Raw genomic sequence first — 19401 nt, 5'->3', positions numbered from 1 at the left:
CAGGCCGCCTACATCGGCGTGGACGTCGAGGGCCCCTACAAGCCCGACCACTACCGGTACTAGCGGTGCGCGCCGGGCCGGGGAGCGCGCTCCCCGGCCCGGCCCACGAGAGAGTGAAGCTGTGAGCACTGTTCCCTCGCACGAGGTGGCGGACCTCGGCCTCTCCGCCGCCGGGGTGCGCAGGGTGGACTGGGCGGAACGCTCGATGCCCGTGCTGCGCAGCGTGCGTGAGCGGTTCGCCCGGGACCGGCCCCTCGACGGCCTGCGCGTCGCCGCGTGCCTGCACGTGACCGCCGAGACGGCGAACCTGCTGCGTGTGCTGCGCGCGGGCGGCGCCGAGGTCTGGCTGGCCGCCTCCAACCCCCTGTCCACCCAGGACGACACGGCCGCCGCCCTGGTCACCGAGTACGGTGTGGCGGTCCACGCGTGGGCGGGGATGGACCCGGAGGCCTACGACCGCAACCTGGTCACCGTCCTGGAGGCACGGCCCCACCTGCTCCTCGACGACGGCTGCGACCTCGTGAACACGGTGCACGCGGCCCGCCCGGACCTCATGGAGGGGGTGCTGGGCGGGTGCGAGCAGACCACGACCGGGGTGATCCGGCTGCGTCGCATGAGCGCGGCGGGAGAGCTGCGGCTGCCGATGGTCGCGGTCAACGACACGGCCACCAAGCGCATGTTCGACAACCGGTACGGCACGGGGCAGTCGACGATAGACGGCATCCTGCGGGCCACGAACGCGATGCTCGCCGGGCGGACCGTCGTCGTGGCCGGGTTCGGCTACTGCGGTCGCGGCCTCGCCGAGCGCGCCCGGGGCATGGGCGCCCGCGTCGTGGTCACCGAGGTCGACCCGGTCAAGGCCCTGGACGCCGTCATGCAGGGGTACACGGTCACCACCATGAACGAGGCGGCGCCGCTCGGGGACGTGTTCGTCACCGTGACCGGCAACCGCGACGTCGTCCGCGCCGAGCACCTGGAGCGGATGCGCGACGGGGCGATCCTGGCCAACTCCGGCCACTTCGACCTGGAGATCGACCTGGTGGCGCTGGAGCGGTTGGCGGTCGAGGTGAACCGCGGGGTGCGTGAGCAGGCGGACGAGTACGTTTTCGCCGACGGCCGCCGCGTGCTGCTGCTCTCCGAGGGGCGGCTGGTCAACCTCGGCGCCGCGGAGGGGCACCCGGCCGCCGTCATGGACATGTCCTTCGCCGTGCAGGCGCTGACCACGGAGTGGCTGGCCCGCAACCACGCGGACCTGGAACCCGGCGTGGTGGAGGTGCCCCAGGAGACCGACACCGAGGTGGCCAGGCTCGAACTGGCGGAGCTGGGGGTCCGCATCGACGCGCTCACCCCCGAACAGGACGCCTACCTGCGCTCCTGGCATCCCTGACCGGGTCAGCCGGTGGCGCGGCGCCCGGTGGCGCCGTCGCGCCAGGCGGCCTCCTCGTGCCTGCGGCGGCGTTCGGCGAGCACCGCGGCCAGGAAGTGCGGCGGGGCGGTCCCCGGCGGCGGTGGCGGGCTGATCTGCGCGGCCACCGCGTCCGCCAGGCGGACACCCATCTCGTGGCGGGTGTGCTCGGCCAGCTCCCCGTAGCGCAGGACGTACTGGCGGGCGGAGGCGGCGGTCTCCGGTGAGAGCCGGGACAGTTCGGCGCTCGCGGCCCAGGCGGCCAGGTACGGGGGCATCGGGATGAACTCCTGGCGGCTGCCTCCGGTGCGTTCCTCGACGACCATCGTCCCCGCGACGAAGTCGCCCACGCGGCGGCCGTCGCGGTTGACCATCGACGTGAACAGGGCGATGACGCCGGTCGTCAGCCAGATCTCCAGGAACCCGGCCAACGCGCGGGCCAGGGCCTGGCGGAACCGGACGGGGGAGCCGTCGGTGCCGACCACGCGCAGCCCCATCGCCAGCTTGCCGAGGGAACGGCCGCGGGAGATGGTCTCGAAGGCCGTGGGGTAGCCGACGATGATGAGGACGACCGCCGCGGTGGAGAACGCCGCCGTGGCGGCGGGGTCGAGGCCCGTGCCGATCCAGGTCACGGCCACGGCCACGGCGGCCAGGAGGAAGAGCTGGAGGACGACGTCCAGAGCCAGCGCCGCGGCGCGGGTCGCGAACCCCGCCGGACGCAGGTCGAGCACCACCGCGTCGCCCGTGACCAGCGGAGTCGTGCCGAACACGTCCTCGCGGGCCTCGCCGCCGGGATGGGACACCTGCACACGCTCCCTCGAACTGCGAACCTTGTCCTCCGACACTACCGCCACCTGCGGTTCCCGGACATCACGGGCACGGTCGCCGCGGGAGCGGGGCCGGTGCGCCGACCGAGTAGGGTCTCATGCGTGGATATCGACGTGTTCGCGGCGACGCACGCCCCGGAGTGGGAACGGCTGGAGCGTCTGGTGAGCCGCCGCCGACGGCTGTCCGGTGAGGAGATCGACGAGTTGGTCGACCTCTACCAGAGGGTCTCCACACACCTGTCGGTGGTGCGTTCCGCCGGGCAGGATCCGGCGTTGGTGGGTCGGCTGTCGGCGCTGGTGGCCCGAGCGCGTTCGGCGGTGACCGGTTCGCACGCCTCCGCCTGGCGGGACGTGGCCGGGTTCTTCACCCGGGTGTTCCCCGCCGTGCTGTACCGGCTGCGGTGGTGGTGGATCGCGGTGACGGTGGGCACGGTGACGGTGTCCGCGGCGACGGCGACGTGGCTGGTCACCAGCCCGGAGGCGCTGTACGCGGTGGGCACCCCGGAGGACATGGCGCGGTACGTCGACCACGAGTTCGCCAACTACTACGTGGAGAACCCCGCCGGGTCGTTCGCGGCGCGGGTGTGGACCAACAACGCGTGGGTCGCGGCGCAGGCGATCGTCTACGGGGCGTTCCTGGGGTTGCCGACCCTGTACGTGTTGGCGGTCAACGCGGTGAGCGTGGGACAGGTCGCCGGGATGATGATCGCCAACGGCCGGGGGGACGTGTTCTTCGGACTGATCCTGCCGCACGGGCTGCTGGAGCTGACGGCGGTGTTCGTGGCGGGCGGTGTCGGCCTCAAACTGGGCTGGACGATCATCGCCCCGGGCGACCGGACCAGGTTGCGCGCGCTGGGCGAGGAGGGTCGGGCGGCCGTCGCGGTGGTGCTGGGACTCGTGGTGGTGCTGTTCGTCTCCGGGCTCATCGAGGGCTTCGTGACCGGGTGGGTGGAGACCGTGTGGCTGCGGATCGGCATCGGAGTGGTCGCCGAGGCGCTGTTCCTGGTCTACGTGTACACGCTGGGGAAGTGGGCGCACGAGAAGGGCGAGACGGGGGAACTGGAGAACGCGCCACAGGCCGTGCCGGTGGCGTGATCCGGCTGGAGACCGGAAAACCCCGGCGGCACCGGGGTTCCTGTGCCAGCATCGGCCGTATGGACGAACAGACTCCCCGCTGGTTCAAGAGCAGACACAGTTCGTACGTGGGCGCGTGCGTGGAGGCCTCGCTGGCCTCGGCGGCGGGTTGGCGCAAGAGCAGGCACAGTTCGTACGTGGGTGAATGTCTGGAAGCCCGCCTGGCCAAGAGGGCACCAGTCTGGTTCAAGAGCACGCACAGTAGCTACAGGACGGCCAACTGCGTTGAGACCTCCCTCGCCGACAGGACTGTCCTGCTCCTCAGGGACTCGATGCATCCGGACGGAGCCGTGCTGAGCTTCGGTGCGGTCGAGTGGATGGGCTTCGTGCGGCGGGTGACGGCACAGGCGGGCTGAGGCTGGTTCATGTCTCGCCGAGCCGCCGGGACGCCTCGTCACGTTTCTCGCGAGCCAGTCGGGTGTCGGGGTGGTCCGACCCGAGGGTTCGCGTCCACACGAGGAGGGCGTGCTCAAACGCGTCCCGGGCTAGGCGGGCGTTGCCCTGTTCGAGGAGGTTCCAGCCGACGTAGAACTCCGTTTGCGCGGTCAGGGGGTGCTGTTCGCCCCACACACGGGTGCGAATCTTCCACACCTCGCGGAACATCGACTCGGCCGATGTCAGGTCGCCGAGACTCATGATGACGAAGGCCAGGTTCTCCATGGCCGCTTGCGTCGCGCGGTGCTCAGGACCGTCCTGGCGCATGCGAGCCTCGAGCACCGCACGTGACTCGGCCTCCGCCGCCTCCCAGTCGCCACGCATGCCGTGGATCATGGCCAACTGGTGGCGGCTGTCGAGAACGGCGGGGTGGTCCTCCCCGAGGGTCTCCTCGCGGATCGCGAGCACGTCGAGGTGGATCGCCTCGGCCTCGTCCAGTCTGTCGGCCTTCTGGAGCGCCTCGGCCAGGTGGTGCCGGGCCGTGAGCGTGACCGGATGTGTGCCCCCGAGGCTGTTCTCCGCTGTCGAGACGAGTCGCGCGAAGATCCTCGCTGACTCGTCGAATTCCCCGAGGTGGATAAGGGCGCGGACGGCCGCGATGGACATGACCACGGCCGCCTGGGGCTGGTCCGGAGTCAGCCGCGCGTACAGTCGGCTGAGCGCCCAGTAGCTCATGGACTCCATGCGGAGGTTTCTGCCGCGCCACCAGTCCAGGAGTTGCTCCGCCTTTCTCAGGAGGGGGACGTTGTCCCTCGTGAACCCGGCGCGGAGGGTCTCGGAGACGAGCGGGTGGAGCCGGAGTGACGTCTCGTTCTGGCGCGTGGTCACGGTGACCAGTCCATGGATGACGAGTGCGTTGATGGTTCGGGCGAACGCTGCCTCGTCGAGCCCGCTGAAGGAGCCGTTGCCCAGCTCCGACAATGGGAGCCTCCTGAGCGGAACCTCTGCGGCCTCGGGGCCCAGGACGGCGAGCAGACGCAGCAACGGGGCCGCGTACACGTCCTTCTCCGCGACCAGGCGGAGGGACAGCTCCCAGACACCGGACAGTAGTCTTCTATCCACGTCGGTTCCCACTATGAAGGGCGCGGCCAGGTCGTCCAGGGACCCGATGTCCGAGGAGAGCCGGTCCAGCAGCGCGTGCGCGTCGGGGAACACCACTCGGTGGGTGGCCAGGATGCGTCCGGCGAGGTGGAGAGCCAGCGGTACGCCGCCAAGACGTTCGGCCAACACGTCGGCTCCGGGAAGGTCGGGAAGGCCCGCGTGGTCGGCGAGGGCCGTGGTGGCGGAGCGGGTATCCAGCTCACCGACGCGGTGCACCTCGGCCGGGGACCAGAGGGCGGGATCGTCGACCCGACTCGTCACGAGGACGAACCCGCCCGGACTCGCCCTCATCCATCCCAACTGGTCCCCGACCCTGTTGTCCGGGTCCAGTTCCTCGGGCCGGTCCGCGTTGTCGATGACCAGTAGCCACGGCCGGGGCGCTTCATCGAGGTGACGCCACACCCACCGCGCCGCCTGGCGCCGGGTCGGCCGTACCCGCTCGGCCTCCTCCCGGGAGCCGCCCAACTCCACGGCGGCCTCCAGCATGCTTGCCGTGATGTTGCCGGGCCGGACCCAGAACACCGTCCATCCGTCGGTGCGCGCACGCTCGGCGAGGGCGGCGGCCACGGTGGTCTTACCGAAGCCGCCGGGACCCGTGAGGATGTGGGGGACGGGCGCCCCGGCTTGCATGGCTTCGCCGAGTGTGTTCAGCAGATCGTCGCGCCCGCGTATGGCGGTCGCGAGCCGGGGCGGGTCCAGGGACACGTCCGATGACGGCGGGGTCGGGGCGGATGGCATGTTGATCGTCACGCCGCCGTGGATGTCCTTGGCCTGCACCAGTTGACCGTACACGGTCCCGCGGGAGGAGTTCTCGTGGGCGTCGGGGGGAGGAACCATGCCCCCATACTGCCCGCGATGCCGTTCGGAGTGGGAGTCGATTTGATACTGATGTGCAGTATGGCTGGATACGGACCATTAGCACTGTTATGAACCGGGAACTGGGACTGGGTTCGCTTCGGATTGCCCGAGCATCAGTGGGAAGAGGAACGGACTCCACCAGACGGCAGTGGCGGAAGTCGTCCTACAGTGCTGCCGAAACCACTTGTGGGGAGTGCGCCGCACACGGCACACCGTTCCTCGTCGTCGCCCGAGGCAACGGGAACGGGTTCGCCGAACTGCTCTCGGAGCCCGGAGGAATCGCCGGGAACACCGGCCACCGGTTCGTGACCGAGGACGGCGGCTCCCTCTCCGCCAACGGCAACCGCATGGGGTCGGACCGGCCGGACACCGGACCCCGGCACCGCGTCCTCGCCCGGGCGATCGCCGAGCTCATCGCCGACCACGACCGCACGGTCGAGCACACGCGCACGCTCCAACGTTCCCTACGCGCCCACACCCCGACCCGTATGGCCGAGGCGTTCGCGGGGGCGGTCTCCCGCGTGGCCGCCGGAACCCGCGTCTCCACCAGACAGGGTCCACACGGACGCCTGCTCACCGCCCCTGACGCCCGATGCCCGGACTCCGCGGCTCCCCAACCCACGAACGTCGTGTGACACGCTGTGTCACCATGCCCGTACGGCGATGGTCGGCTTTCGTCCGGACGGACGCGCAGAACACGAACGCACGGAGATTGCGCGGCGGTACGCCCGGACACAGGCGGACGCCGATCGCCTGAGGCGCGACAGCGCGGATCGGGCCGAACTCGCCCGGATCGCACGCGAACCCGGCGGCCCGGACGCGTGGTGACCCGTTCCGCGTCGGGAACGCCCCCGCCCTACAACCGCCCCTGGGCCTTGAGGTTGATGTAGGCGTCCGCGAGCGCCGGAGCGATGTGCTCCGGGTCGGCGTCGACCACCTCCACACCCATCCGGCGCAGCTCCGCCGTGACCCTCCGCCGCCCGCTCAGCGTCCGCTCGGCGGCGGCCGCCCGGTACAGCGCGTCCGCGCCGCCGCGCTCGGCCGCCATCGCCCCCACGGCCGGGTCGGTCACCGCCGCGACCATCACCAGGTGGCGCGACGTCAACGCGCCCAGCTTCGGCAGCAGACCCTCCTCCAGGGCCGTCGCGTTCAGGTCCGTCAACAGCACCACCAGGCGCCGCGCCTTCCCCTGCGTGCCCAGGACGGTCGACACCATCCCCGCCGGGTCCGACTCCAGCAGCTCCGCCTCCAGCGGCGCCATCGCCTCCACGATCCGCGCCACCTGGCTGCCCTTGCCCGACGAGCGCACCTGCGCGCGGATCCTCCGGTCGTAGGCCAGGAAGTCCACCCGGTCACCGGCCTTGCCCGCCAGCGCCGCCAGCAGCAGCGCCGCGTCCATCGAGTGGTCCAGTCGCGGGGTGTCGCCGACCCGCCCCGCCGACGTCCGCCCGGTGTCGAGCACGATGAGGATGCGCCGGTCCCGTTCGGGCCGCCACGTGCGCACCACCACGCCGTCGCCCCGCGCGGTCGCCCGCCAGTCGATCGACCGGACGTCGTCACCGGGGACGTAGTCGCGCAGCGAGTCGAACTCGCTGCCCTGGCCCCGCACCATCGCGGTGTGCTGGCCCTCCAGCTCTCGCAGCCGCGACAGCTTTCCCGGCAGGTGGCGGCGGCTGTGGAACGGCGGCAGCGTCCGCACCGTCCACTCCGCCGACAGCGTCCGCTGCCGTCCCGCCAGCCCCATCGGACCGATGCTGCGCACGGTCACCCCCGCCGCGCGCGCGTCGCCGCGACGCGTCGGGGTCAGCGTGGTCGTCAGCCGCCGCCGCTCACCCGTGTCCACCCGCACCGGCGCCGTCCGCGGAGCCGCGTTCGCACTCGGCGGCCAGGCGTCGCGTACCCACCCTCGCAGCGTGCGCCGGGTCGGGTTGGCCAGCACCAGGTGCACCGTCGCCGAGTCGCCCAGGCGCAGGGTCGTGTCCCCCTCCCGGGACAGCCGCATCGCCCTCGGGCTCGCCGCCAGGGCCACGTCCGCCGCGAGCAGCGCGACCAGCGCCCCCAGCGCGATCGCGGTCACCCAGGCGCCCATGACCCCGGAGATCGCCACCGCCACCACCGCGAGCACCGCGACGACGACCGCCCGTCCGGTGACCGCCATCAGCGCGGCACCGGGACGGAGGCGAGCACACCGTCCAGGATTCCGTCGGTCGTCGCGCCCTCCAGCTCGGCCTCCGGACGCAGCGACACCCGGTGCCGCAGCGTGCCCTTGGCCAGCGCCTTCACGTCGTCCGGGGTCACGTAGTCGCGCCCCGTCAGCCACGCCCACGCGCGGCTGGTCCGCAGCAGCGCCGTCGCGCCGCGCGGGGACGCCCCGAGCTGGAGCGAGGGTGACTGGCGGGTCGCCCGGCACAGGTCCACGATGTAGCCCAACACCTCGGGCGCGACCCGGACCCCCTCCACGGCCGACCGGGCGGCGCGCAGCTCGGCGGTCCCGGCGACCGGGGCCACCCCGGCGGCGGCCAGGTCAGCCGGGTCGAAACCGGCCGCGTGGCGGCCCAGCATCTCGACCTCGGCCGTGCGCTCCGGCAGCGGGATCGTCACCTTGAGCAGGAACCGGTCCAGCTGGGCCTCGGGCAGCGGGTAGGTGCCCTCGTACTCCACCGGGTTCTGCGTCGCGGCGACCATGAACGGCTCCGGCAGCGCCACCGGGTCGCCCTCGACCGTCACCTGCCGCTCCTCCATCGCCTCCAGCAGCGACGCCTGCGTCTTGGGCGGGGTCCGGTTGATCTCGTCGGCCAGCAGCAGGTTGGTGAAGACCGGCCCCCTCATGAACTCGAACTTCGCCGTGTGCTGGTCGTAGACGAGCGAACCCGTCACGTCCCCCGGCATCAGGTCCGGGGTGAACTGCACCCGCTTGTGGTCCAGGGACAGGGCCGCCGACACGGCGCGCACCAGCAGCGTCTTGGCGACGCCCGGAACCCCCTCCATCAGGACGTGGCCACGGCACAGCAGCGCCACGACCAGAGCGGTCACCGTCTCGTCCTGGCCCACGACCGCCTTGCCGACCTCCTGGCGCAGGGCGGTCAGGGCCGCTCTCGCCTCGTCGGCGGAGGGCAGTCCCTCGGATGTGAAGGCGCTCACGCCGTCTACCTCTCTCGGTTCCTCGATGGTCTGTCGCGGGTCCGGTTCCGCCCGGGTCACCGCAGTTTCCGGGTGCGTTCGTCCAGTTCGTCGGCGAGCCGGACCAGCGACCGGTCGTCGGCGGTGAACGGGTCGGGCCGATCGCCGTAGATCACGCCCCGCAGCCGCACGGCGTCGTCACCGGTCCGCGCGGCCACGGCGGCCACGACGGCCTCGGGGGAGGCGTCCGGGTCGAGTCCGAGTTTGGGCGCCGCCCGCTCCCGGAACCCCCGCCGCAGCGCGTCGGCCGCACGGTCCCGGGCGCGGTGGGACTGGTACAGCCCGGCACGGCCCTCGGTGGTCTCCGCGGCGCGGACGACGACCGGCAGCGCCTCGGGCACGAGCGCCCCCATCCGGCGCCCGCGCCACACGGCGAGCAGCCCCAGCGTCGCGACCAGCGGCACCACCGACCACCGCACCCCCGACGGGAGCAGCTCCCACAGGCTGGAGCCGCCGCCCACCTGGGGGGTGTCCGGACGCAGCCACACGACCTCGTCCGCGGCCAGCAGGTTGAGTGCCAGGGCCGCGTTCCCGTGGCCGGCGAGCGCTCCGTTGGTCAGGGGGTGGCCCGTCCCCAGAACGGTGGTCGTCGCCCCGTCACCGGTCACCCGGAGCAGCGCGTCGCCGGTGGCCGAGGGGTAGCAGCCCATGGCGTCGGCGTCTCCGGCGGCGGTGTACAGCTCGCCGCCGACACCGGCCTCGCCCGCCGCGGCGGCCCCGGGCAGGTCGCACGACGGGACCAGCGCCGCGCCCTCGTCGATCCGGCCCGTGACGTCCACCCCCGGAGCGAACGCCGACAGCGTGGTCAGCGACGGCTGGACCAGTACCGTGTCCACGTCCAGGTCCGCGAGCCGCTCCACCTCCTCGGGCAGCAGCCGGTGGTCCAGCGAGACCAGCAGGACGACGTCGTCCCCGGCGTCGGACACGGCGTCGGCCGCGTCGGACGAGGAGCGCGCGATCTCGACCTCGCCGTCCTCCTCCAGCAGGCGCACCAGGGCCCGCGTCCCGTCGGGGGAGACGCTCTCCGGCTCCAGGTACCCCTCGGGGAACCGCTCGGCGCCGAGCGAGAGCAGGACCACCACCACGACGAACACGGTGAACAGCAGGAGCGGGACGCGGACCGACCGCCACAGGCGGGCGGGCCCGCCGCCGCGCGGGTCGGCGGACCCCGGGCGGGGGGCGGCGGGCGCGGGGGACACGGTCGGGGCGGGGGCGGTCACCGAGCCCCCTCCCCGGCCTGGACCGGACGGGCGGACTCCAGCCGCGCGTCCAGTTCGCGCAGGGCCCGGGCGGCCTCGGCGGTGGCGGGGCGGTCACCGTAGGCCACGTCGTTGAAGATCCGCGCCCCCTCGGCCAGACCGCCCGCCTCACCCGGCAGGACAGCCGAGGCCTCCTCGGCCAACTCGGTGGCGGTCCGTCCGACGCGGGGCGTGATCAGGGCCCGGTCCTCCAGCGCGACGCTGATGGCGCGCATCCGCTCGGTCACCGCGGCGGCGAACTCACCGGCGGCCTCGTGCCGTTCGGCGGCGGCGCGGTGGTCGGCGGCGGACAGCGGGGCCTCCTCGTGGACGGCGGCGCCGCGGCGGCGGCCCGCCGACGGCCGCAGGTAGACGATCAGCCACACCAGGAGGCCGGCGAGGAGGACCAGCAGGGGGCCGAGCACGACCCATCCGCCGAGGAAGCCCGAGCCCGCCGAGGCCACCCCGCCCAGGAGGTCGAGGAGCCACTCCCGGATCCGGTCGAGGAGCGTGGGCGCCTGTTCTCCGTACAGCGGGTCGGACAGTTCCTCGACCGCGCGTCGGCGCCCCTCCTCCCGCGTCACCTCCGCCGGGACCACGGCACTCACCCGCGCCACTCCGGCAGGTAGACCTCCGGGCCGGACTGGTACCCCGCGCGCGCGGCCTCGTGCAGCCGCAGGTCCAGGCCCTCGCGCCGCATCCGCAGGTCGATGTAGAGCAAAGTGGCCACGCCCACGGCGAACGGGGTGGTGAACGCGTTGATCACGACCTCGCCGACGTAGATGATCACGCCCGAGGCGACCGGCATCCACGACGCGACCGGGAAGAGGAACACGAGTGCCAGGGAGCCCACGGTGAACGGGGTGGTGAGCAGTCCGCCGACGAAGCCGACGAGGACCATCGTCAGGAGGATGATCCCGAAGACGCGCCACCAGCTGCCCCGGGTCAGCCGCCAGGACCGGGCCAGGGAGGCGAACACGCCGATCCGCTCCAGGACGACGACCGGCATGGCGAAGTGGATGCGGACCGCGATCCACAGGAACACGCAGACGCACGCGACCACGGCCGCCACCGCCAGGACGATCACGGCGATCCCGGCCTCGACGGCCCCGGACACGAGCAGGGCGGCTCCGACCCCCACACCGGCGATCCCCACCAGGGCCGTGGCGAGGGTCAGGCCGAGGTAGATGAGCAGCTGGGTCAGGGCCAGACCCACGATGGTCCAGACGCGGTCGCGGATGGCCGCCCACGCCTCACCGGGGGTGAGCCTGCGGCCCAGGACCGCGAGGCCCACGACGGCGGTGAGCAGGCCGGTGACCAGGACGTATCCGGCCTGGGAGAGGAGGGCTCCGCCGTAGGTGGTGATGATCGACCACGTGGACACCGGGATGGGTTCCCCGGGGTCGAGGGAGGCCGGGTCGTTGAGCGCCTGGTCGAAGAAGACGCCGTAGTCGCGCATGGTGCCGCCGAAGCCGACGGCGCTGATGACGCTGGTGACCGCGACGACGATCATGGCCAGCCCGGCGGTGGTCTTCGGGTTGTTCCGGATGAGGGCGAACGAACCGTTGAGCAGGTCGCCCGCGGTCATCGGACGCAGGGGCACGACCCCGGGCTTGGGCGCGGCCGGGCGCCCGGGGTACCCGTGGCCCTGGGGCACGTGGCCGGGGGGCGCTCCCTGGGGCATGTAGCCGGGGGGCGCCCCCGGCGCGGTGTGACCCGGTGGCGCGTAACCCGGAGCCGCAGCCGGGGGGCCGTAGCCGGGGGGTGCTCCCCGGGGGCCGTGGCCGGGCGCCGACCAGCCGCCGGCCTCGCCGGACGTTCCGGGCGCTTCGGACTCCGCGGGCGCTCCGGGGACCTGGGGCGCTCCGGAGCCGGAGGGCTGTTCGCGCTCCGATCCCTCCGGGGCGGTCCCCGGAGAGTCGCGGTGCTCGTCCTCCTGGCTCATCTGCCCCCGCCCTCCGTGAAGTTCGATTACTCTGCGTGAGTGGGATCCCTGTCGATCCGCGCTCCCCTCCCCAACCTACCGGCCGGTCGCACCGCACTCAGGCGGCCCCGTGGCAGTTCGGAGCCCAACCTAGGCACTTCATTCCTTTTGTATGCTTTCTGTTACCAACCGGTTCAGAGGGGAGCGTTCCCGGCGCAGCTCAGCCGGGTCGTCGCCGCCGCTGGCCGAAACCGGCCCCGAGGGGTCGAAAAACGCCGACCACTCTCCCAACGTTGTCCGAAGGTGGCAAGGTTGGGGGGACGACCGCGGTCCCCGCGTAGGGGACACCCTTCCCCGTGCGCGGGGAACACGGGCACCGCCCACATCCGCCGCTCGAGTGTTCCAGGAGAGAGGAGTAGGCGCCGCGAGGACCGCCCGCGAGGGAGTGTCCGAGCCCGGCGCCGGACGCACCTATGAAGGGACGTGTACTGGTTGTCGACGACGACCTCGCCCTCGCCGAGATGCTCGGCATCGTGCTGCGGGGTGAGGGGTTCGAGCCGTCGTTCGTCCATGACGGGGACAAGGCCCTGGAGGCCTTCCGCGAGACCAAGCCCGACCTGGTGCTCCTGGACCTGATGCTGCCCGGGGCCGACGGTATCGACGTGTGCCGCCAGATCCGCGCCGAGTCCAACGTTCCGATCGTGATGCTCACGGCCAAGAGCGACACCATCGACGTCGTGCTCGGTCTGGAGTCCGGCGCCGACGACTACATCGTCAAGCCCTTCAAGCCCAAGGAGCTCGTGGCCCGCGTCCGTGTGCGCCTGCGCCGGACCGAGGAGCCCGCGCCCGAGGTCCTCCAGATCGGGGACATCACCATCGACGTCGCCGGGCACGCCGTGCGCCGCGACGGCGAGCAGATCAGCCTCACCCCGCTGGAGTTCGACCTGCTGGTCGCCCTCGCCCGCAAGCCGCGTCAGGTGTTCACCCGCGAGGTCCTGCTGGAGCAGGTCTGGGGTTACCGCCACGCCGCGGACACCCGCCTGGTCAACGTCCACGTGCAGCGCCTGCGCGCCAAGATCGAGAAGGACCCCGAGCACCCCGAGGTCGTCGTGACCGTCCGCGGTGTCGGTTACAAGGCCGGTACCGCCTGATCCGGACCCATCACCCATGACGCCAGCCGCACCCGAGGAGGACCGGGGGGCCGACCCCGGTGAGGGCAGGTCAGCCCCGGTTCCAGGGACGCCCGCAGACGAGGAACGCGATACGAGCAGCGGCCTGACCAGGGCCTACACCTTCGCCCAGCGGGCCGCGCGGGCGCTGGTGCGCGGTGTGCAGACCAACTGGCGCCGCTCCCTGCACCTGCGCGTCATCTCCACGACCCTGGTGCTGTCCCTGGTCGTGATGATCGGGCTGGGGTACATCCTGGTCAGCCAGGTGCGCAACGGGCTCCTGGAGGCCAAGATCGAGACCTCGGTCAACGATCACCGGGCGGGGCTCACCTTCGCGATCGAGGAACTGCGGGAGAACGAGGTCGCCGTCGCCGACCGCGACCGGCTCCTGACCGACATCACCAGCGAGCTGACCAACCGCAGGGGCGACACCGGCCTCTACGGCGTGCTCATCCTGCCCTCGGTGGGCGGCGAGAACGGCTACGCCACCGTCGACGACGACACGTTCCCGGAGCGGCTGGAGGAGGCCGTCCCGCAGCGACTGGTCAACGAGGTCCGCCAGTCCGAGAACTCCGACCAGCAGTACCACACGTACACGAGCATCACCCACGACGGCATCACCGAGCCCGCACTCGTGGTCGGAGGTCAGCTGACCTACGCCTACGAGCTCTACTACGTGTTCCCGCTCCAGCACGAGCAGGAGATCCTCGACCTGGTCCAGCGCACCGTCGCCCTGGTGGGCGTGCTGTTGGTGGTCCTGCTCGGACTGATCGCCTTCGTCGTCACCCGCCAGGTGGTGAGCCCGGTCCGCTCCGCCGCGCGCTCGGCCGAGCGGCTGGCCTCGGGCGACCTCGCCGAGCGCATGACCGTGCAGGGCGAGGACGACCTGGCGCGGCTGGCCGTGTCCTTCAACGACATGGCGGGCAACCTTCAGGAGAAGATCCAGGAGCTGGAGGAGCTGTCCAAGCTCCAGCGCCAGTTCGTCTCCGACGTCTCCCACGAGCTGCGCACCCCGTTGACCACCATCAAGATGGCGGGCGACCTGCTGTACGACGACCGCGAGGAGTTCGAACCCACCCAGCGGCGGTCCGTGGAGCTGCTCCAGAGCCAGGTGGAGCGGTTCGAGGAGCTCCTGGGCGACCTGCTGGAGATCAGCCGCCACGACGCCGGGGCGGCGACCCTCGGAATCGAGTCGGCGGACATCCGCGACGCCGTGATGAAGGCCGTCGGCGACGCTGAGCAGATCGCCGAGCGGCGGGGGATCAAGGTCATCCTGCGCCTTCCCGCCGAACCCTGCGTCGCCGAGTTCGACACCCGCCGGATCAACCGCATCCTGCGCAACCTCGTGGTCAACGCGATCGAACACAGCGAGGGACGCGACGTCGTGGTGGCCGCGGCGGGCGACCGCGACTCGGTGGCCGTGGCCGTCCGCGACTACGGGGTCGGGCTCAAGGAGGGGGAGGAGCACCTGTGCTTCGACCGCTTCTGGCGGGCCGACCCGGCGCGGGTGCGCACCACCGGAGGCACCGGGCTCGGTCTGTCCATCGCCAAGGAGGACGCCCAGCTGCACGGCGGCTGGCTCCAGGCGTGGGGCATGCCGGGCCAGGGGTCGCAGTTCCGCCTGTCGCTGCCGCGCAAGTCCGGTACCGAGCTGCGCGGGTCCCCGCTGCCCCTGGTGCCTCCGGAGATCGCGCTGGGCCGTAACTTCTCCGCCTACGGGGACAGGGACGTCGGGGGCGCGACCGAGCGGGCCGACCGCGCGGACCGGGGCGAACGACCGGAGACGGACCGGGGTGACCGACCGGAGGAGGACACCGACCGGGCTGAGGAGGAGACGCGGTGATCGGACCGGACCGGATCTGTCGGGGGGCGCGGGCCGCGATGGCCGCCGCCCTGACCTGCGCGGCGCTGACCGCCTGTGCGACGGTTCCCGTGACCGGCCCCGTCATCCCCGGCGACGGTGGCGGCCCCTCCGGCGGAGGCGGTGCCTACGTGCGTCTCCTGCCCGCCGGACCCCAACCGGGCATGAGCCCGGAGGCCCTGGTCCGGGGGTTCCTCAGGGACATGGGCAGCTTCGAGGAGGACCACGAGGCCGCCCGCAGCTACATGGTCGAGGAGACCGCCCGGAGCTGGTCGCCCAGCGGCAGCGTCCAGGTGGTCGGGGGCTCCGAGTCGGTGGCCCTGGTCTCGGAGCCCGGCTCCGACGGACTCACCACCAACGTGCGGATGAGCACCACCCTGGTGGCCACCATCGACGAGGACGGCAAGTACATCCCCAGCGACTCGGGCAGGCTCGAGGACTTCCACTTCACCCTCGTCCGGGAGAACGGCGACCCCGACGGCGAGTGGCGCGTGAGCGAACTGCCCGACGAACTGATCCTCAGCCAGCTCGACGTGGAGCGCACCCACCGCCCGTTCAACCTGTACTACTACAACCGGGAGGACACCGCCCTGGTGCCGGACCCGGTCTACCTCCCGGTACGCCCCACGGACGAGATGGCCGACCGTCTGCTGCGCAGGCTCGTCCGCGGCCCCACCGACTGGCTGGCGCCCGCCGTGGACTCGGTCCTGCCCGAGAACACGGTCACCGAGGTGGACGAGGAGCACGCCGAGATCCGCGTCAGCGGGGTGCCGGAGACGGGGGAGACCGAGTACCTCCTGGGCGCCCAGATCGCATGGACGCTGCGCCAGGTTCCCGGGGTCGAGGAGTTCACCCTGGTGGTGAACGGTTCCGAGGTCGCCTTCCCGGGAGCCGACGGCGAGCGGGCCGAACGGCCGCGGCCGGGCAGCGACCACTGGGCCAGAGTGAGCCCCGGTGCCGCCACGAGCGGGCTGCGCGCCTACTACATGCAGGAGGGGCAGCTGTGGTCGGCGTCCGAGCTGGCTCCGGACGCGCCCAGCGACGCCGAACGGGTCCCCGGCCCCCTCGGCGCCGGTGACGTCGCGCTGGAGCGGTTCGCGGTGTCGATGCAGGAGAGCACGATCGCCGGGATCACCGTGGGCGGTGACTCGGTCGTCACCAGCCTGGCCAGCGCGGACGCCGAGATCCAGGAGGTCCTGTCGGACGGGGTCTTCACCGGGGTGTCCTGGGACGTGGACCGGAACCTGTGGGTGGTCGAGGAGGTGGAGAAGCCCGCCGGGGACGAGGACGACGGCACGGACGGGGAGGCCGACCAGGCCCCGGCCGAGCCGGAGGACCCCGATGCGGAGCCTCCCGCCGACGGCCTGACCGCCGAGGCGCCGCCCGAGCCGGGCGCGACGGCCCTGTGGATGCTGCGCGACGGCGACGAGGTCGTGGGGGTCGACGTCTCCGAGCTGGACGACCGCTCGGTGGTGGAGTTCCGTATCTCCCGGGACGGGACCCGCGCGGCGGTGGTGACCGAGACCGACGGTGAGCGCGCGTTGGAGGTCGGCCGCGTCGTGGTGGACGAGGACGGACGCGTGTCCGTCGGCGACTTCATCACGCTGGCCGGGGAGCTCGCCGACGTCACGGACCTCGCGTGGCGCTCGGGGGACCAGCTGGTCGTCCTGGGCAGCCGGGAGGGCGGCACCAACCAGGCCTTCCTGGTCTCCCTGGACGGCGGTACGCCCCCGGCGAGCGCGGGCGCCCCCGTCGCGGGGATGACGAGCGTGTCGGGCGCCCCGGGGCAGCCGCTGGTCGCGGGCGGCGAGGACGGCAACGTGTGGCTCTCCAACGACCGAGTGAACTGGGAGAACGTGGTGGAGGGCGCCTCGCCGGTCTACCCCGGCTGACACGGCCCGTCCCGGGTTGTCCACAGGTTCGGATGCGGTCTGGCGGGCGTGCTCCGGCCCGCGGATCCTGGAGGTATGGACGACCTCATCCGCCGGGTCCGGCTCGGGTGGACGCGCCTGTTCGCCGCGTTGCTGGACCTGCTGCTGCCCCAGCCCTGCGTCGCCTGTGCGGTGGAGCCCGGACCTCTGTGCGGTGACTGTCTCGCCCTGCTCGACCGGCGTCCTCGGCGGTGCGCGCCCCGCCCCGGGTGCCCCCCGATCTGGGCTGCGGGCCCCTACGCCGGGTACGACCGGCGCGTCCTGCTCGCCTACAAGGAGGGCGGGGCCGACGTCCTGGCCGGGCCGCTCGGCGGTCGGCTGGCGGCCGTCTACGCGGCGACGGGCTGGGCCGGTCCGGACACCCTGCTGGTCCCGGTCCCCGGACGGGGGCCGCCGTGGCACCGGGGCGGCCCGGTCGCCCGCCTGGCGGAGGCGTGCCTGGACCGCTCCGGCCGTTCGGGGCGACTGGCCCCGCTCCTGCGGTACCGGTGCCGGTCCCGTCCCCAGGTCGGCCTGGGGCGTGCCGAGCGCCTGGTCAACCGGGTGGGCGTCTTCGTCGCGGATCCCGGTTCCGCCGGCCCGCGTGACGTCGGGTCCGAGGGGATGGCGGGGCTCCGGGCGGTGGTGGTGGACGACGTGCTCACCACGGGGGCGACGGTCGCCGAGGCCACGCGTGCGCTGCGACGCGCGGACGTGCCGGTGGTGGGAGCCGTGGTCCTGGCTGAACGTGTCCCTCCTCCGGGCGGTGAGGGCCGCTGGTGGGCCGACCAGCGGTGAAGGTTTTACGAAGCTCTCGTGAACGGGTGAAAAGCCCGTCTGTGCAGGGGTTTGGGGGGTCCGTGGCGGGCCTGGGGAGGCCCCGGCTACCTGACAGACGCGCCCGGACAGGTTACGGTCCAGGTATGGCACCCGTCCGGGTCCGTGGTTGCGCCGGAATGACCGAGCTCCTGGGGAGACCGGGGAGCGGTTCCGGCAAGCCGATGCCAGGCGCAGGCGAAACGGCCCACGTAAGGCGACTTTTCGTCGACCGATCACGGTGCGCCTTAGAGGTAAGCCCTGCCCCGCGGAGGGTCCCGATGTCCCTCATGACAGGGAGAAGAGCAGTAGTCGCGGACAAGAGCGGCGACACTCTCAGCAGGCGGATGTGGGGACGAAGACCAGGTCGGCCGGACGGGTGGCATGCCCTTGCGCGGGGGTTCGCCGTCGGTGGTGAACCCCGCGGGAGTACGTCGTCCCGGGGCCCGGTCCCACGTGCCCCGAGGGCGTGTCCCACGCGCCCGCCCCTCTCCGGACCGTCGGTCCCCTCGGCGGTGGCCGATGCGCCACGAATCCGACGGTTGTCCGTTCCTCCCACCCAGAGATCTCTGTTATTCGCACCCTGGTGCGCGTGATGACCGTGCTTTTGGTGGGTATACGCATTGCCAACCGAGCCGTGGCTCCGATGAGAGGAGCCACCAGCGGAAGGGGGCTAGCGCGACACTCTTCCGCCCCCCACGGCGGAAGGGAGCAGAGCCAGCCTGGCCGTCGCCTTCACGGCGGCCACGCGATGAAGGGGGTCCTATGGACATCATCGTCAAGGGTCGACGCACCGGTGTGAGCGAGAAGTTCCGACAGCACGTCGAGGACAAGCTCGAACGGCTCTCCAAGTGGGAGCGGAAGGGCATGAGCGTCGACGTGGAGGTGTCCACGGAGCGCAACCCCAAGCTCGCGGACGTTCGTGAGCGGGTTGAACTGACCATCCACTCCAACGGCCCGGTCATCCGCAGCGAGGCCGCCGCCCCCGACCGGCACGGGGCTCTCGATCTCGCCATCGACAAGATCGAGGCCCGTCTCCGCAAGGCCGCGGACCGCCGCAAGGTCCACCGCGGCAACCACACCCCGGTCTCCGTCGCCGCGGCCACGGCGGATCTCGCCGGAGACCTGGTCACCGAGACCACCACCGCGGAACAGGCGCCCCCCGCCCAGCGCAGCGGTGAGGAGGAGATCGACGGGGCCACGGTCAACGACCGGTTCACCGACGAGTTCGTCGAACTCGACACCCAGGGGGACGCCCCCGTCATCGTGCGGGAGAAGTTCCACCGGGCCAAGCCGATGAGCATCGACCAGGCGCTGATGGAAATGGAACTCGTCGGCCACGACTTCTTCCTCTTCCACGACGAGGTGAAGGACGCGCCGAGCGTCGTCTACCGCCGCAAGGGCTTCAACTACGGAGTCCTCCGGCTCGTGGACTGAGGGGGTCGTCCCGTTCCGCCCGTCCGCGGACGGGCCGCTCTCCAGGGGCCGGTCCACCTCAGGCGGAGGACCGACCCGCGGACCCCGTGAGGACCCGCCCCGAGGC

The 19401-nt window shown here is 72.3% G+C and carries 17 protein-coding genes; 10 read left to right on the top strand and 7 right to left on the bottom strand.

Annotation, left to right across the window (positions count from 1 at the left end; genetic code table 11):
- Nucleotides 1-63: adenosylhomocysteinase (locus tag DVR05_RS27880; RefSeq protein WP_157982398.1), on the top strand; the 63-nt coding region annotated here is incomplete at its 5' end.
- Nucleotides 64-121: 58 nt separating this feature from the next.
- Complete coding sequence (gene ahcY, locus DVR05_RS06730) at nucleotides 122-1387, top strand: adenosylhomocysteinase (RefSeq protein ID WP_116244921.1); 1266 nt, start codon at nucleotides 122-124, stop codon at nucleotides 1385-1387.
- Between the two features lie 5 nt (nucleotides 1388-1392).
- Here the strand turns inward: ahcY and DVR05_RS06725 are convergent, their stop codons facing one another.
- The gene (locus DVR05_RS06725) at nucleotides 1393-2214 is read right to left on the bottom strand and encodes an RDD family protein (protein WP_116244920.1); all 822 of its coding nucleotides are present in this window, start codon (nucleotides 2212-2214) and stop codon (nucleotides 1393-1395) included.
- Between the two features lie 120 nt (nucleotides 2215-2334).
- Between DVR05_RS06725 and DVR05_RS06720 the strand changes: the two genes are divergently transcribed.
- Both DVR05_RS06720 and DVR05_RS06715 read left to right on the top strand, forming a co-directional pair.
- A complete protein-coding gene (locus DVR05_RS06720) occupies nucleotides 2335-3327 on the top strand; it encodes a stage II sporulation protein M (protein WP_116244919.1) in 993 nt (330 codons plus the stop codon).
- Between the two features lie 59 nt (nucleotides 3328-3386).
- A complete protein-coding gene (locus DVR05_RS06715) occupies nucleotides 3387-3722 on the top strand; it encodes a DUF397 domain-containing protein (protein ID WP_157982395.1) in 336 nt (111 codons plus the stop codon).
- 7 nt (nucleotides 3723-3729) lie between these two features.
- On the opposite strand, the gene DVR05_RS06710 is transcribed toward DVR05_RS06715, so the two are convergent.
- Nucleotides 3730-5739, bottom strand: coding sequence for a tetratricopeptide repeat protein (locus DVR05_RS06710; RefSeq protein WP_116244917.1), 2010 nt, complete (start codon nucleotides 5737-5739; stop codon nucleotides 3730-3732).
- A gap of 326 nt (nucleotides 5740-6065) precedes the next feature.
- On the opposite strand from DVR05_RS06710, the gene DVR05_RS06705 reads away from it, so the two are divergent.
- Nucleotides 6066-6395, top strand: a complete 330-nt coding sequence (locus DVR05_RS06705) for a hypothetical protein (protein WP_116244916.1) — start codon at nucleotides 6066-6068, stop codon at nucleotides 6393-6395.
- Between the two features lie 221 nt (nucleotides 6396-6616).
- Here DVR05_RS06705 and DVR05_RS06700 read toward each other — a convergent pair whose 3' ends face one another.
- From DVR05_RS06700 to DVR05_RS06680, 5 genes are read right to left on the bottom strand one after another with little or no spacing between them, the layout of a single operon-like run.
- On the bottom strand, nucleotides 6617-7918 hold the full coding sequence (locus DVR05_RS06700) for a DUF58 domain-containing protein (RefSeq protein WP_116244915.1): 1302 nt from the start codon (nucleotides 7916-7918) through the stop codon (nucleotides 6617-6619).
- Entirely contained in the window at nucleotides 7918-8901 is a 984-nt protein-coding gene (locus DVR05_RS06695; RefSeq protein WP_116244958.1) for a MoxR family ATPase, read from the bottom strand. The genes DVR05_RS06700 and DVR05_RS06695 overlap by 1 nt, the downstream gene beginning before the upstream one ends.
- Nucleotides 8902-8957: 56 nt before the next feature.
- Nucleotides 8958-10160 carry a DUF4350 domain-containing protein gene (locus DVR05_RS06690; RefSeq protein WP_116244914.1) on the bottom strand — a complete coding sequence of 401 codons (1203 nt, stop codon included), beginning with the start codon at nucleotides 10158-10160 and terminating at the stop codon, nucleotides 8958-8960.
- Nucleotides 10157-10786, bottom strand: a complete 630-nt coding sequence (locus DVR05_RS06685; protein ID WP_116244957.1) for a DUF4129 domain-containing protein — start codon at nucleotides 10784-10786, stop codon at nucleotides 10157-10159. The genes DVR05_RS06690 and DVR05_RS06685 overlap by 4 nt, the downstream gene beginning before the upstream one ends.
- A complete protein-coding gene (locus tag DVR05_RS06680; RefSeq protein ID WP_116244913.1) occupies nucleotides 10783-12123 on the bottom strand; it encodes a glycerophosphoryl diester phosphodiesterase membrane domain-containing protein in 1341 nt (446 codons plus the stop codon). The genes DVR05_RS06685 and DVR05_RS06680 overlap by 4 nt, the downstream gene beginning before the upstream one ends.
- A 452-nt stretch (nucleotides 12124-12575) precedes the next feature.
- On the opposite strand from DVR05_RS06680, the gene mtrA reads away from it, so the two are divergent.
- From mtrA to hpf, 5 genes are all read left to right on the top strand, one after another.
- Entirely contained in the window at nucleotides 12576-13253 is a 678-nt protein-coding gene (mtrA, locus tag DVR05_RS06675) for an MtrAB system response regulator MtrA (RefSeq protein ID WP_116244912.1), read from the top strand.
- Between the two features lie 16 nt (nucleotides 13254-13269).
- Nucleotides 13270-15114 carry an MtrAB system histidine kinase MtrB gene (gene mtrB / locus DVR05_RS06670; RefSeq protein ID WP_116244911.1) on the top strand — a complete coding sequence of 615 codons (1845 nt, stop codon included), beginning with the start codon at nucleotides 13270-13272 and terminating at the stop codon, nucleotides 15112-15114.
- 38 nt (nucleotides 15115-15152) lie between these two features.
- Nucleotides 15153-17024: an LpqB family beta-propeller domain-containing protein gene (locus DVR05_RS06665; protein ID WP_116244956.1), complete on the top strand. Its 1872-nt coding sequence runs from the start codon at nucleotides 15153-15155 to the stop codon at nucleotides 17022-17024.
- Between the two features lie 75 nt (nucleotides 17025-17099).
- Nucleotides 17100-17840 carry a ComF family protein gene (locus DVR05_RS06660; RefSeq protein WP_116244910.1) on the top strand — a complete coding sequence of 247 codons (741 nt, stop codon included), beginning with the start codon at nucleotides 17100-17102 and terminating at the stop codon, nucleotides 17838-17840.
- A gap of 783 nt (nucleotides 17841-18623) precedes the next feature.
- Nucleotides 18624-19295, top strand: a complete 672-nt coding sequence (gene hpf, locus DVR05_RS06655) for a ribosome hibernation-promoting factor, HPF/YfiA family (RefSeq protein ID WP_116244909.1) — start codon at nucleotides 18624-18626, stop codon at nucleotides 19293-19295.
- Nucleotides 19296-19401: the final 106 nt, after the last annotated feature.

Origin of the sequence: Nocardiopsis sp. FIRDI 009, from assembly GCF_003386285.1 — a bacterium.
Classification (GTDB): domain Bacteria; phylum Actinomycetota; class Actinomycetes; order Streptosporangiales; family Streptosporangiaceae; genus Nocardiopsis.
Note: the sequence above shows the minus strand (reverse complement) of the source record. Positions and strands in the feature narration are given on the sequence as shown.

What these genes read in the sequence shown, in the direction of transcription:
- DVR05_RS06710 (WP_116244917.1), bottom strand. Translation starts at nt 5,739, where the DNA reads ATGGTTCCTCCCCCCGACGCCCACGAGAACTCCTCCCGCGGGACCGTG.
- DVR05_RS06660 (WP_116244910.1), top strand. Translation starts at nt 17,100, where the DNA reads ATGGACGACCTCATCCGCCGGGTCCGGCTCGGGTGGACGCGCCTGTTC.
- DVR05_RS06665 (WP_116244956.1), top strand. Translation starts at nt 15,153, where the DNA reads ATGGCCGCCGCCCTGACCTGCGCGGCGCTGACCGCCTGTGCGACGGTT.
- mtrB (WP_116244911.1), top strand. Translation starts at nt 13,270, where the DNA reads ATGACGCCAGCCGCACCCGAGGAGGACCGGGGGGCCGACCCCGGTGAG.
- DVR05_RS06715 (WP_157982395.1), top strand. Translation starts at nt 3,387, where the DNA reads ATGGACGAACAGACTCCCCGCTGGTTCAAGAGCAGACACAGTTCGTAC.
- hpf (WP_116244909.1), top strand. Translation starts at nt 18,624, where the DNA reads ATGGACATCATCGTCAAGGGTCGACGCACCGGTGTGAGCGAGAAGTTC.
- mtrA (WP_116244912.1), top strand. Translation starts at nt 12,576, where the DNA reads ATGAAGGGACGTGTACTGGTTGTCGACGACGACCTCGCCCTCGCCGAG.
- DVR05_RS06680 (WP_116244913.1), bottom strand. Translation starts at nt 12,123, where the DNA reads ATGAGCCAGGAGGACGAGCACCGCGACTCTCCGGGGACCGCCCCGGAG.
- DVR05_RS06700 (WP_116244915.1), bottom strand. Translation starts at nt 7,918, where the DNA reads ATGGCGGTCACCGGACGGGCGGTCGTCGTCGCGGTGCTCGCGGTGGTG.